This window comes from Nocardiopsis sediminis, assembly GCF_042650565.1.
Taxonomy (GTDB): Bacteria; Actinomycetota; Actinomycetes; order Streptosporangiales; family Streptosporangiaceae; genus Nocardiopsis_B; species Nocardiopsis_B sediminis.
The window spans coordinates 464,849-477,817 of the sequence record NZ_JBHSBH010000010.1 but is presented as its reverse complement, the minus strand read 5'-3'; the positions used below and the strand labels follow the sequence as shown (position 1 = coordinate 477,817).

The window sequence follows — 12,969 nt, the reverse complement described above, 5'->3', positions numbered from 1 at the left end:
GCCGATGCCGCATCCGGGCCCTCGTGCCCGGCGGCGAGGGCGCCGGGCGCGGCCTGCGGCCCCTCGCCCGGCCGCGCCCAGTGGCGGCGGCGCTGGAAGGGGTAGGTGGGCAAATCGATCGCGTGCGGGCGGTGCCGTGACGTCCCGGTGGCGGCGTGCACCGCCGGCCAGTCGATCCCGGCGCCGTGCACGTGGGCCTCGGCGGCCGCGGCGAGGATGCGGTCCCACCCGCCCTCGTCGCGGCGCAGGGTGCCCACCGCCGCGCCCTCGGCGCCGGCGTCGTCCAGCGTGTCGAGCAGGGCGCCGGTGAGGACGGGGTGCGGGCTCGCCTCGATGAACAGCCGGTGCCCGTCGGCGATCAGCGTCCGTGCGGCCTGTGCGAACCGCACGGTCGAGCCGAGGTTGCGCTGCCAGTACGCGGCGTCCATCGGGGTGGTGCCCAGCGGGCCGCCGGTCACGGTGGAGTGGATCGGGGTGTGCGGGGTGCGGGGGGCGATGTCGCCGAGCACGTCCAGCAGTTCGTCGCGCAGGACCTCCATGTGCGGGGTGTGGGAGGCGTAGTCCACGTCGATGCGGCGCGCGTGGGCGCCTTCCCCGCTCATCCGGGCGACGAAGGCGTCCAGAGCAGCGGGGTCGCCCGCCACCACGGTGGCGGCCGGGCCGTTGACCGCGGCCACGTGGAGCAGGCCGCCCGAGTCGGCCACGAGCGCGGAAACGCAGTCGGCGGGCAGCCCGATGGATGCCATTGCGCCGGTTCCGGCGAGGGCGGTGATGGCGCGGCTGCGCAGGGCGGCGACCTTGGCGGCGTCCTCCAGGGAAAGGGCTCCGGCGACGCAGGCGGCGGCGATCTCCCCCTGGGAGTGGCCCACGACCGCGGCGGGGACCACCCCGAGCGATCTCCACACTTCGGCGAGGGAGACCATGACCGCCCATAGCACCGGCTGGATGACGTCCACCCGTTCCAGGGCGGCGGCCCCCTTCCCGCCGCGCACGGTCTCCAGCAGCGGCCAGTCGGTGTGCGGCGCCAAAGCGTCCGCGCATTCGGCCATGCGTGCGGCGAACACCGGCGAGGTGTCCAGGAGCTCGACCGCCATCCCCGCCCACTGCGCCCCCTGCCCCGGGAACACCAGGACGGGGGTACCCGCGTCGGTGGCGTCACCGGTCAGGACGCGGGTGGCCGGTTCGCCGTCGCGGAGGACGGCTAGGCCGTCCAGCAGCTGCCGGCGGCCGGAGCCCAGGACCACGGCGCGGTGCTCGAAGGCGGTACGGGTCGTCGCCAGCGAGAACCCGACATCGGCCGGATCCAGCCCCGGATTCTCGGCCGCGAACCCCGCCAGCCGCCCCGCCTGCGCACGCAGCGCCACAGGGCTGCGCCCCGACAGCGGCCAGGCGTGCAGTGCGCCGGCGCCGCCGCATGCGTCCCCGGCCTCGATGGCGGTGCTGGCCGGTACGGTGGCGCCGGGCGGTGCGGACAGCACCACGTGGGCGTTGGTGCCGCCCATGCCGAAGGAGGACACCCCCGCCAGCGGCGTCCCCTCGCTGCGCGGCCACGGTTCGGCGGCCTGCTGCACGCGCAGCCCCAGCCGCTCCAGTGGGATGCGCGGGTGGGGCGTGGCGAAGTTCAGACTCGGCGGCAGTTCCCGGTGGGCCAGGGCCAGAACGGTCTTGAGCAGGCCCGCGATCCCCGCGGCACCCTCCAAGTGGCCGATGTTGGTCTTGACCGAGCCCACACGCAGCCGCGTACCGGCGGAGCGCCCCGCGCCCGCCACCGCCCCCAGCGCCGCCGCCTCCACCGGGTCGCCGGCGCCCGTTCCGGTGCCGTGCAGCTCGACGTAGTCCACGTCGCCGGCGGCGACCCCCGCCTGCGCGCAGGCGCGCCGCAGGACCTCTTCCTGCGCGGCCTGCCCGGGGACGGTCAGCCCCTCGGTGGCGCCGTCGTTGTTGACCGCGCTGCCGCGGATGACCGCGTGGATCCGGTCGCCGTCGGCCAGCGCCCGGGAGAGCGCCTTGAGGACCACCGCCCCGCCGCCCTCGCCGCGCACGTAGCCGTTGGCGCGGGCGTCGAAGGTGAAGCAGCGCCCATCGGGGGACAGCCCGCCGAAGTGCCGCGCCCGCTGTGTGGCCTCCGTCGAGAGGATGAGGTTCACGCCTCCGGCGATGGCCACCGACGACTCGCCCCGGCGCAGGCTCTCGCACGCCAGGTGGACGCCCACCAGCGAGGAGGACTGCCCGGAGTCCACCGTCAGGCTGGGGCCGCGCGCCCCCAGCGTGTAGGAGATCCGGTTGGCGATCACGCCGCGGTTGAGGCCGGTCATGGCGTGCCGGTCCACGGCGCCGCCCCGATGGACCACGGCGGCGTAGTCGTCGGCGATGACCCCGATGAACACCCCGGTGGCGGTGCCGCGCAGCCCCGCGGGGACGATCCGGGCGTCCTCCAGCGCCTCCCAGCCCAGTTCCAGCATCAGCCGCTGCTGGGGGTCCATCGCGGCGGCCTCACGCGGGGAGATGCCGAAGAAGGCGGCGTCGAACCCGTCGACCCGGTCGAGGAACCCGCCGCGCACCGCACCATCCGACCCGGGCGGTCCGGGGGCCGCGGGGGTGACCGCGTCGCGCCGGCCGGCGGGCGGGGGGCCGACGGCGTCCACGCCGTCGCGCAGCAGCCGCCAGAAGGCCGCCGGGTCCGGGGCGCCCGGCAGGCGGCACGACAGGCCGATGACGGCGACGGCGCCCTCTTCGTTCTCGGGCATCGGGACAACGGGGGGAACCTGCTCGCCCACTGACACTCCTTGCGGGAAGGCCCCGGCTGCGGCCGGGGAACTGCGCACTGTTGACCTGGGCCGTGATCGGCGGGCTCTCCCCGGTCCGCGCAGACCGGGCCGGACACGGCGGCACGGCAGGGGAGCGGGGTCAGCCGCCCCCGCGCAGGGCGGCGAACACCGCCGCGGCCGCCGCGACGCCGATCGCGACGGCGACGCCCGCCCCCACCAGCCGGCGCGCCCGTGCGATCTTCGCCTTCTGCGCGTCCCGGTCGTTGACGTGCGGGAACGGGCGGCCCTCAGGGACCTCCACACCGAGGAAGCGGCACAACGGTTCCCAGCCCTGGCGGACGTCGTAGACGAGCAGCCGGTCCGCCGGAACCTCCTCCACGACCTCCTTCATGTGCCGCTGGAACACCTCGATGGCGTGTGCCCGGTCCTCGAACCGGCCGCCGAAGGTGCCGTCCCAGATGACCGCCCGGGTCATCGCGGCCATCCCGCGGGCGGTCGGGAACAATGGGGCGGCGACCCGGGCGACCCAGGTGGAGAGCCGGTAGATCGTCTCGTAGGTGCTGGCGTACCACTTCTCCGGGTCGCGGCCGGTCAGGATGATCTTGGCGTCGGGGTAGGCGGCCACCAGCTCGCGCCAGAAGAAGCACGCCGGCCAGTCGACGGTCGAGCGGTACCCGGCGAACACCGCCTCCCAGTCCATCGGCGTGCCTTGGGCACCGGCCAGCCACATCCGCTTGTGCCCGGGGGCCCGGATCGCCTCGCTCATGTGGTAGCAGGGGCCCAGGCCCAGTTCGTCCAGCGCGACCTTGAGCGAGAGCGTGCCCGTGCGGCCGAACCCCACGCCGATCACCTTCATATGCGGCTCCTTTCTGTGGCGGCCCGCGGGGCCGGGGACGTCGGGAACGGTCGCGGACGCGGTAGGTCACAGCGCATAGGCGGAATCCGGCACATCGGTGATGAACATGTAGCCGGGCACGTGCGAGATCGCGAAGTCCAGCTTCGAGGCCACCACCGCGGCCTGGGTGGTGACCCCGCACGCCCAGAACGCCGGGACGTCGCCGCCAACGGTGACCGCGTCGCCGAAGTCGGGGCGGCGCACATCGGCGATCCCCAGCGCGGCGGGGTCGCCCACGTGCACCGGCGCGCCGTGGACGTTGGGGTAGCGCGCGGTGATCCGCACCGCCGTGGACACCAGGTGCGGGGGCAGCGGCCGCATCGACACGACCAGGGGGCCGGAGATGCGCCCCGCAGGCCGGCACCGCCGGGCGGTGGTGAACATCGGGTCGGTGACGCCCTCCTCGATGTGGCGGACGGGCACACCGGCCTCCATGAGCGCCCGCTCGAACGTGAGGCTGCACCCGATCAGGAAGGTCACCAGGTCCTCGCGCCAGTACGGAGTGGCGTCGCGGACCTCGTCGGCCAATTCCCCGTTGCGCCAGACGTAGTACGAGGGCAGGTCGGTGCGCAGGTCGGCGCCCTCGGCCAGCACGGTGGTGTGGCCGCCCGGCTCGCTCACGTCCAGCAGCGGGCACGCCTGGGGGTTGCGCTGGGCGAACAGCAGCAGGTCGTAGGCGGCCGCGCGGGGCACCGAGATCAGGTTGGCCTGGGCGTAGCGGTCGGCCCAGCCGATGGTCGTGGTCCGTTCTCCCGTCCGGAAGCGGGCGCGTGCCTGCGCGCCGGTCAGCGCTCCGGTGTCCTCCCGGGTCGTTTCCGTCATGGTGGTGGGCTCCCTCAGTCGATGACGGCGAGATCGCGGCCGAGCGTGGTGAGGAGCTCGTTGCGGTCGTGGCGGACCACGAAGGGGTCCTCGACCTGCACGGCGCCGAACCCGAACTCGTAGTAGGGCGTCTCGATGTTGACGACCGTCCCCGCCTCCAGCGGATCGTCGTTCCCCTCGGCGATCAGCACACGGTCATAGACCTCCACACCGATGCCGTGGCCGACGTGGTTGCGCCGGTAGTGGGGGACGCCTGCGGCGCGCACCCCGGCGACGGTGCGGTCGAACAGCTCCCCGCCGGTCATCCCGGGGTGCGCCTCGGCGAGGGCGCGGTCCTCCCCGGCGAGCATCGCCGCGTAGTAGCGGGCGACCTTGTCGGCGGGCGGCCCCAGGGTGAGCACGCGGGCGATATCGGCCCAGTAGCCGTCGACCACGCAGCCCACGTCGAACCAGACCGCGTCGCCGCGGCGCAGCGGGGTGTCGGCCGGACGGGTCTGCCCGGTCACCGCGGCGCTGCCGATCTTGATGTGGCTGAACTTGGGCCGGCCGCCCGCCGCGGCGACGGTGCGCTCGAACTCCCGTACCAGGTCGCGTTCTGCCACCCCCGGTGCGGCGATGCCCGCCACTGCACGGATCCCCTGCTCGGCCACTGCCGCCGCCGCTGCGATCCGGGCCAGCTCCGGCCCGGTCTTGGCCTTGCGCGTCCACCGCAGCACCGCCGCGGCCGGACGCACCTGTACCCCCGGTAGGGCCTTTGCCAGGGCCGCGTACAGGCCCGGGCGGGCGGCGTCCTCGTCCACGCCGATGCGCGCCGAGGCGAGTCCGGCCCGTTTCAGGGTCTCGGCGAGGGCATCGGCGGCCGTGTCCGGAGCGTCGTCGCCCCACCACTCGCGCAGCCGCTGTTCGCGCCCGGACAGGTCGCCGGGGTGCTCGGGGGGCTCGCGGAAGAACCGGCCGAAGCCCATCGCGCCGTCGAGGCCGGCGCCGGCGTCGAGCGCCTGGTCCAGGTCGCAGCGCGAGCTGATCAGGTGGGGGTGGTCGAGGCGGTCGCGGGTGACGACGGCGAAGGCGCTGCCGGTGTAGGGGAAGATCTCCAGCGACACACTGGAGACCCCGGTCAGGTAGTGGATGTTCTCCGGGGTGGTGGCGACCAGCCCGTCCAGGCCCAGTTCGTCCATGCGCCGGCCCAGTCGGCCGGTGTGTGCCAGAAGCACGGCCCTCACCCGCTCTCGGCCACGCGGTCGGCCCGGTGAACGGGCGGGTGCACCGGGTCCGCGGCGGCCTCGATCAGCCGGTCCAGCCGGTCCAGCCCGTTGGCGGCGATCGGCGCGAACAGGCCGCGCTCGCGCAGCCAGGCATCGTCGAAGGACTCGCCGAAGTAGTTCGCCCCTCCGTCGGGGCACATCGTCACGATCCGGCTGCCCGGGTGGCGGTGGGCGTAGTTCAGCGCCCCGAACACCGCGGCGCCGGCCGATTCGCCCACCAGCAGCCCTTCGCTGCGGGCCAGCATCCGGCTGGTGGCGATCCCCTCATGGTCGGTCACCAGCTGGACCTGGTCGACCAGCTCGTGTCTGAGGTTGCCGGGCGGCCAGGCGATGCCCAGCCCGCGCATGGCCCAGCAGCCCACGGGGAAGCCGAACGCCGCCGAGCCCGCCGCGTCGACCCCCACGGTCACCACGCGGGGCTTCTCACGCTTGAGCGTCGCCGAGATCCCGCTGATGTGGCCGCCCGTGCCCACCGCCGCCACCAGCGCGTCGAAGCTGTCCACTTCGGCCAGCAGTTCGCGGGCGGTCTGCTCGGCATGGGTGGCGGCGTTGTCGGCGTTGTTGTACTGGTCGGGCCAGAAGGAGTCGGGGATCTCCCCGGTGAGCCGGCGGACCCGTTCGCGCCGGGGGCGCTGGTATCCGCCGTTCTCATCGGGGGTGTCGACGATCTCCAGCTCGGCTCCCAGGGCGCGGACGAACTCGACCATCGACCGCGGCGCTTTGGGGTCGGTCACCAGGATCACCCGGTAGCCGCGGGCGGCGCCGATCAGCGCGAGGGCCTTGCCCATGTTGCCCGAGGTCGACTCGATGATCGTGCCGTCGGGCTTGAGCCGGCCGTCCAGCTCCGCCCGCACGACCATGCCCAGGGCGGTCCGGTCCTTGATGCTGCCGGCAGGGTTGAACGACTCCAGCTTGACCAGGATCTCCGAACCGTTGCCGGCCGTGATCCGGCGCAGCCGCACCACAGGGGTCCGGCCGACCGTTTCCAACACGTTGTCGTAAATCATTCTTGGCCCCCCATGGGCTGTGGGTCGCCTGCGGCGAACGGTCGCTGTCTACAGGGCCAGGCGCACCCGGTAGCAGTCGAGCCAGAGGTTGAGCTGGAGGACGAGGTCGACGTCGGCCCGGGTCAGCCGGTCGCCGATGAGCGAGGCGGGGTCGTCGGCGATCTTGGCCGCGGCCGGGAGGTCGATCAGCGGGTGGACCGGAGCCTGGCGGTCGGCCAGGACGGCGGTGAACTCCTGGTGCAGCCGCTGGGCGTAGGCGGGGCTGGCGCTGACCGGGGTGGCGCTCTGGGGCCGGCGCACCACCTGCTCGGGAAGGGTATCGGCCACCGCGGCGCGCAGCAGGCCCTTCTCGATCCCGCCGTGGGTCTGCATCCGCGCGGGGATGTTGTAGGCGTACTCGATCAGCCGGTGGTTGTTGATGGGCGCCCGCAGTTGCAGCCCCACCGCGTTGAACAGGCCCGAGTCGGTGCGGAAGCGGGTCAGCAGCAGGTGGGAGACCTGCCGCATCAGCCGCTGCCAGTCGTCGTCCTCGGGCAGGTACTCCACCTCGGCCACCGCGGACGCGTAGGCGTCGCGGTAATAGGTGGGCAGGTCCAGCGCCGCGAGCACCCCGGCGTCGAGCAGCCGCGTGCCGAACCCGTTGACCGACCCGTGCCGCTGGGCCAGCGCGATCCAGGGGAAGGTCCCCGATTGCACCAGCTCGCGGTCGGTGGACCAGCGCGCGCCGTGGAAGAGCTGGTCGCCCATCCCGCCGGTGAACACCACCTTGGCGCCCTGGGCCGCCACGTGCTGGAGGAACAGGTACTGCGAGGCGTCCATGTCGTAGATGCGCGTGGGGCAGTCCTTGGCGCGCATGATCCCGGTGCGCACCACCGGGTCCAGGATGTCGGCCGGGTCCAGTTCCACGAGGTTGTAGGTGGCGTCGATGTGCTCGGCCACGGCGCGGGCGTAGGGCTCGTCGCGGGTGTCGTGCACCGCGCCGCGCCGGAACGCCTCACCGCCGAAGTCCACGGTGAAGGTGCGCAGCCGGTCACGGCCGTGCCTGCGCATTTCGGCGGCGACCAGGGCGGCCACGGCCGAGGAGTCGATCCCGCCCGACAGGGTGGCGGCCACCTGCGAGGTGTCCTCGGGCACGGCGGCGCGCACGCCCTCCTCCAGCATCGCGCGGACGGTGGCGACGGTGGCCTCCACGTCGTCGGTGTGGGGGCGCGGCTCCAGCCGCCAGTAGCGCCGCCGCGTCCACCCCGACCGGCCGAACCGCGCGATCTCGGCCGATTCCACCTGGGAGAGGCCGTGGAAGATCGGGCCCGGAGGCAGGGCGTGGGCGACGACCTCGCGCAGGCCGTTGATGTCCACGACCGATGCGGTTTCCGGGTGCATCAGCAGGGCCTTGCGCTCGCTGGCGAAGACGACGCCGCTCCGGCCGGCCGCGTAGAAGAGGGTCTGGCCGCCCATCCGGTCGCGCGCCAGCACGAGCTCCCCGGTGCGGCCGTCCCAGATCGCCAGCGCGAAGGCGCCGGTGAGCCGCGGCACGACGTCCTCGCCCCACTCCAGGTACCCGCGCACCACCAGCTCCGCCGCACCGGCCCGCGCGGCGTGCGCGCACCCGGCCGCGCGCAGGCGGGTGCGCAGGTCCTCCAGGCCGGCCGGGGTGCCGGTCACGCACGCCGCGACCGGTGCATCCCCGATCTCCACGACGAACGGCTGCCCGCCCGACACGGGCGGCGCGTCCAGGCCCCGGTAGCCCAATGCGGCGTACCGCGACACCCACACCGACTCCTGGTCGGGCCCGCGCTGTGCCAGGGTGCCGGTCAGCGCCATGAGGACGGGCCGGTCTCTGACGAGGTCCCTCTCGAAGTCGATCCAGCCAACAACGCCAGACATCGGACACCCTTTCCGTGTTCCGTGTTCAGCGGCCGCGATATCGGCGTGGAGGCCCGGCCTGCACCGCGTGCGACCGGCCTGCGCGCGGGTCGAACCACGTCACGGCCGTGCTGTCCGAACCAGAGTGGGGGCGGGGTCTCGTAACGAGGTCGTAGGCGGCTGAACATCGGGGGCGCGCTGCCCTAGCGATCCGCGTGGCGCGCGGCTCCGCGGTCGTGCCCGCGGCGGCCTACGCCCGCTGGGGCAGTGGCCGGGGCACGGCTACATCCGGCGGAGTAGACCGGGTTCCGTCGCCGGCCCAATGCGCACCGGGGAGGTGGCGGCCTAGCCTGACGGCGACCGGTCAGTGAAGACACGAAATTGGAGGCCCGCATGCGCACCGCAATCGTCGCCGTTCTCGGGATCGTGGGCGGCTTCATCGCCGGCATCGTCCTGGCCGAGGTCATCGCCATCGCCACGCTGCTCGCCCTCGGCGAGCCCACCGGCGTCCCCTACCTGTCGATCATCCTGGCCGTCGTGGGCGGCGTCGGAGCCCCGCTGATCGACGCCCGCTACGCGCGCAAGGCCTCTCTCGGGAGCGGCAAGGGGTAGCCGTGCGCAACCGCGCCGTCCGGATGCCGCACGGCGCCGAGGCGGCCCTGGCCATCGGGCTGAGCGTCGTCCTCGTGGTCTCCGAGGTCGTCCTGGCCCAGGGCCTCGGCCTGCGCATGGCGGCCAGCGGGCTGGTGACGCAGCTGGCGGGTGCCGGGGCGATCGCGATGCTGCGGGCCGCCCCCGTGGCCGCGGCCGTGGTCATCGGCGCCGCCACCCCGATGTACTACATCCTGGGCACCATCGACTCCTGGGGAGGGTGGCTGCCGTTCGTCGTCGGCGTCTTCCTCCTCTCGGCGGAGCGCCACCGGATATCGGCCCTCACCGCGACGACGGTCGCCCTCGCCCTGTTCGCCCTGGGGGAGGGCGTGTCGTTCGTCCCGGCGCGGGCACTGACGGTGGCCGCGTGGCTGCTGGTGGTATGGGCCGCGGGCGAGATCGCACGCGGGCGCCGTGACCACCTCGATCAGGTGGAGCTGCGCGCCCTGGAGGCCGAGCGCACGCGCGAGCAGCAAGCGCGCCGCAGAGCGATCGCCGAGCAGCTCCGGACCGCGCGTGAGGTGCAGGAGATGCTGGTCGACCGGATCCTGCTGATCGACATGCGGGCCGCGACCGCGCTGGACCGCCGCGATCCCGACGACGCCTTCGATGCGCTCGACGCGATCGAGGGGGCGAGCACGTCGTCGCTGCGGGAGCTGCGCGCGGGTCCGGGCGCGCCGGGCCGGGCCGGCGGTGATGACGGATCCGCGGGGCCGGACCGGGCGCCGGGCACCCGGCCGGAGCGTCGGCCGCGCGGCCGTCCTGTGGACGGTGACCGTGGTTAGCCCTGGAGCCTCGCCGTGGGATCCGCAGCCGGGTCCCCCGCCTCCCGGGCGTCCTGCTCCAGCCGTTCGCGCGCGTAGAGCTTGATCAGCTCGTGGAACCCGTAGTGGACCTCGGCGCGGCCGTCGTGCTGCCACACCTGGAGCAGGTGCTTCTCGACCAGGCGGGCGAGCAGCGGCTCGACCTGTGCCACGGTCATGTCCAGCTGCCGGGCGGCCTTGGCCGAGCTGAACACGCCGTCGTCCACAACGCTGAGCAGCCGGAAGACGCTCTGCTCCTGCTTGTCCAGGCCCTCGTAACTGCTGTGGTAGCGCTCCCGGAGGTCGAGCCCCTGGAAGCGCAGGTAGTCCAGGCGCATGCTGGTGTCGTGCAGCTCCCGCACCAGGCCGCACAGCGGGAGCCCCGGGGTGGCGGCCAAGCGCGAGCCCACCACCCGGATCGCCAGCGGCAGTCCGCCGCAGGCCCGGATGATGCCTTCGGCGGCCCGTTTCTCGCCCTCCACCCGCTGCGCCCCGACGATCCCCTTCAGCAGGTCGATGCCCTCGTCCATGTGCAGGCTGCCCAGGAAGACGGCCTGGGACTCGGGCATGATGTGGGAGCGGTTGGTGACGATGACGCCGCTCTGGGCGCGCCCGGGCATCAGGTGCTCGACCTGGGCCGCGGAGGCGGCGTCGTCGAGCACGATGAGCATCCGCCGGTCGGCGGTGCAGGTGCGGAACAGCTTGCCGCATTCCTCGAGGTCGTGCGGGATCCACTCGGGGGGCACCCCGAGGGCCCGCAGGAACCCGTCGAGGACCCGCGAGGGCGAGGCGGGCGAGCGGGGCGCCTCGCAGAGCTTGGCGAAGAGCTGGCCGTCGGGGAAGTGGCCGCGGATGCGGTGGGCGGCGTGCACCGCCAGAGCGGTCTTGCCCACCCCCGGCATCCCGGAGATGGAGACGACGCGCACCGACGCGCCGTCGTGGCCTCCGCCGACCAGGCCGTCCTCGATCAGCCGCAGTTCCTTCTCGTGGCCGATGAACCGGGTGACGCTGGGCGGCACCTGGGCGGGGGCGTAGGGCTGGCGGCCGCGCGACTGGGCCACGGCCCGTTCGGTCTGCCGGCGCCCGCCGAGCGGTTCCTCGGAGGACAGCACCTCTTGGTGGATGCGCCGGACCTCCAGCGAGGGCTCCAGCCCGAGCTCCTCGACCAGGGTCTCGCGCAGTCGCCGGTAGGCCTCCAGCGCCTCGTAGCGGCGGCCCGCCTTGTGCAGCGCCACCATGAGTTTGGCGTGCAGCCCCTCGTGCAACGGCTGCTCGACGCTGAGCGTGCGCAACTCGCCGACCAGCGCGTCATGCCGGCCGAGCTGGAGGTCGGCCTCGATGCGCAGTTCCAGCGCCCGCAGCCGGGATTCTTCCAGGCGGGTGGCCTGTCCGGAGAGGAGCTCCCCCTTCTCGACGTCGACCAGCGCCGGCCCGCGCCAGATGGCCAGGCCGCGGGAGAGGGTGTCCGCGGCTTCCTCGGGCCGGCCTTCACGCAGCAGGTTCTGCCCGGCCTTCACGAAGCGCTCGAAGTGGGAGACGTCCAGGATGTCGCCGGGCACCTCGATGGTGTATCCGGAGGGTATGGTCCGCAGTTTTACGGCGTCGGGGCCGGCGGAACCGTCGGAGAAAATTTTGCGCAATTTGTAGACATAGGTCTGAAGTGTGGGGATGGCACTGGGGGGCGGGAGCGTGCCCCAGAGTTCGTCGATCAATTCCGATGTCTGCACCAGTGTGTTGCGCCGCAGCAGCAGCACGGCGAGGACCTGGCGGAGCCTGGGGGCACTCGGGGTCACCGTGCGCCCGCTCACCATCAGCTCCAGCGGTCCCAATAAGCGCATCTGCATGCGCGACGGCGGTATATGGATCGTGGGAGTGTCAAGGACACCATGTGACAATGTGTGATCATGTCCCTCGGGTGGAACCGGCGTTCTACCGACTTCGCCGTATCTGTTCGCATGCACCATGGACCCCCTTGCCAAGATCACGGGAACCCGGATACCGGGAACCGACCCGGGTATGGGGGCGTCAACCCGGAATCGCATCCGCCGGCGGAGTTCCGCGGTTAAAGCTAACACACATTGTCGCTAAGCAATAGTGAAGATTTCGACCGAGCGGATTCAAAGTCCACCGCAATTCACGCAGAGTAATACGCGGAGACCTTCCGTGGAGTCGGGATCGCCTTTGGAGACCGATAATGAACTCGGAGACTTCCGCACCGTCGCCGATGCGTTGCTTGCAGTAATCGAATACCGTGGGTGAATCCCGAGTTCCGCCCCCTGGAACTGCGGCGCAGGAGAGAAGGCGCATGTCGCGGCCCGGACGGTCCAATGGGGCGGATTCCGGGCTTGAAATCGGATAAATCAATCATGATCGGACTTTTCAGACCGGCAACACCACACAAACGGACCTCGAAGAGGTCCTGCTGAATATCCATCGGCGGTCCCGATCGCGCACTCGCCCCGGGTCGGCCTGGGCCGACCCGCCCGGACGGCAGGGAATTCATCGCCCGGGATCTCCGAACGCGCTCGATGGCCTTTTATCGGACCGCGCCCATTGCCCGGACATCCCCTTGCGGGTACCACACCGGTCAGATAGGGAAAACAATTCCGGCCGTGAAACCGGGTCCGCCCGGCGCCACACCGGCCGCTACCGGCGGGCGCCTTTGACGCGCAGTAGCACGGCGGGCCGAGCCGCCCACCGCACCGCAGGCGGCGTCCACCCGCTGGGCCCCTCACCCCCTCCCATCGGTGTTCCTCCGGGCGCCGTATCTCTCCGGCCCGTCGAGTTTCCTTCTCATCGCTTGCGGATGACTAGCAGAGCGATCGACGCCGCTCCCGTTGCGGCGGTCCACGGCGCGTGCGTGCGGCCCCTGGCTCCGGCATGACCACTGCCTTT

General features: G+C 72.7%; 9 protein-coding genes. 2 read left to right on the top strand and 7 right to left on the bottom strand.

Annotation, left to right across the window (positions count from 1 at the left end):
- From ACFOVU_RS17180 to ACFOVU_RS17155, 6 genes are all read right to left on the bottom strand, one after another.
- A partial coding sequence (locus ACFOVU_RS17180; protein ID WP_378534797.1) for a type I polyketide synthase occupies positions 1 to 2,777 on the bottom strand: 2,777 nt, incomplete at its 3' end.
- Between the two features lie 130 nt (positions 2,778 to 2,907).
- Positions 2,908 to 3,624 carry a sulfotransferase family protein gene (locus ACFOVU_RS17175; protein WP_378534795.1) on the bottom strand — a complete coding sequence of 239 codons (717 nt, stop codon included), beginning with the start codon at positions 3,622 to 3,624 and terminating at the stop codon, positions 2,908 to 2,910.
- A gap of 66 nt (positions 3,625 to 3,690) precedes the next feature.
- Complete coding sequence (locus tag ACFOVU_RS17170; protein ID WP_378534793.1) at positions 3,691 to 4,485, bottom strand: putative hydro-lyase; 795 nt, start codon at positions 4,483 to 4,485, stop codon at positions 3,691 to 3,693.
- A gap of 14 nt (positions 4,486 to 4,499) precedes the next feature.
- Positions 4,500 to 5,699 carry a M24 family metallopeptidase gene (locus tag ACFOVU_RS17165; protein WP_378534792.1) on the bottom strand — a complete coding sequence of 400 codons (1,200 nt, stop codon included), beginning with the start codon at positions 5,697 to 5,699 and terminating at the stop codon, positions 4,500 to 4,502.
- A 5-nt stretch (positions 5,700 to 5,704) separates the two neighbouring features.
- On the bottom strand, positions 5,705 to 6,757 hold the full coding sequence (locus ACFOVU_RS17160) for a PLP-dependent cysteine synthase family protein (protein WP_378534790.1): 1,053 nt from the start codon (positions 6,755 to 6,757) through the stop codon (positions 5,705 to 5,707).
- A gap of 48 nt (positions 6,758 to 6,805) precedes the next feature.
- Positions 6,806 to 8,641 carry an asparagine synthetase B family protein gene (locus tag ACFOVU_RS17155; protein ID WP_378534788.1) on the bottom strand — a complete coding sequence of 612 codons (1,836 nt, stop codon included), beginning with the start codon at positions 8,639 to 8,641 and terminating at the stop codon, positions 6,806 to 6,808.
- 372 nt (positions 8,642 to 9,013) lie between these two features.
- Between ACFOVU_RS17155 and ACFOVU_RS17150 the strand changes: the two genes are divergently transcribed.
- Together ACFOVU_RS17150 and ACFOVU_RS17145 are read left to right on the top strand one after the other, a co-directional pair.
- Complete coding sequence (locus tag ACFOVU_RS17150) at positions 9,014 to 9,232, top strand: DUF5957 family protein (protein WP_378534786.1); 219 nt, start codon at positions 9,014 to 9,016, stop codon at positions 9,230 to 9,232.
- Positions 9,233 to 9,234: 2 nt separating this feature from the next.
- Complete coding sequence (locus tag ACFOVU_RS17145) at positions 9,235 to 10,056, top strand: hypothetical protein (RefSeq protein WP_378534784.1); 822 nt, start codon at positions 9,235 to 9,237, stop codon at positions 10,054 to 10,056.
- Here ACFOVU_RS17145 and ACFOVU_RS17140 read toward each other — a convergent pair.
- A complete protein-coding gene (locus ACFOVU_RS17140) occupies positions 10,053 to 11,918 on the bottom strand; it encodes an AfsR/SARP family transcriptional regulator (RefSeq protein ID WP_378534782.1) in 1,866 nt (621 codons plus the stop codon). The genes ACFOVU_RS17145 and ACFOVU_RS17140 overlap by 4 nt on opposite strands.
- Positions 11,919 to 12,969 lie beyond the last annotated feature (1,051 nt).

What these genes read in the sequence shown, in the direction of transcription:
- ACFOVU_RS17175 (WP_378534795.1), bottom strand. Translation starts at nt 3,624, where the DNA reads ATGAAGGTGATCGGCGTGGGGTTCGGCCGCACGGGCACGCTCTCGCTC.
- ACFOVU_RS17160 (WP_378534790.1), bottom strand. Translation starts at nt 6,757, where the DNA reads ATGATTTACGACAACGTGTTGGAAACGGTCGGCCGGACCCCTGTGGTG.
- ACFOVU_RS17170 (WP_378534793.1), bottom strand. Translation starts at nt 4,485, where the DNA reads ATGACGGAAACGACCCGGGAGGACACCGGAGCGCTGACCGGCGCGCAG.
- ACFOVU_RS17155 (WP_378534788.1), bottom strand. Translation starts at nt 8,641, where the DNA reads ATGTCTGGCGTTGTTGGCTGGATCGACTTCGAGAGGGACCTCGTCAGA.
- ACFOVU_RS17150 (WP_378534786.1), top strand. Translation starts at nt 9,014, where the DNA reads ATGCGCACCGCAATCGTCGCCGTTCTCGGGATCGTGGGCGGCTTCATC.
- ACFOVU_RS17140 (WP_378534782.1), bottom strand. Translation starts at nt 11,918, where the DNA reads ATGCAGATGCGCTTATTGGGACCGCTGGAGCTGATGGTGAGCGGGCGC.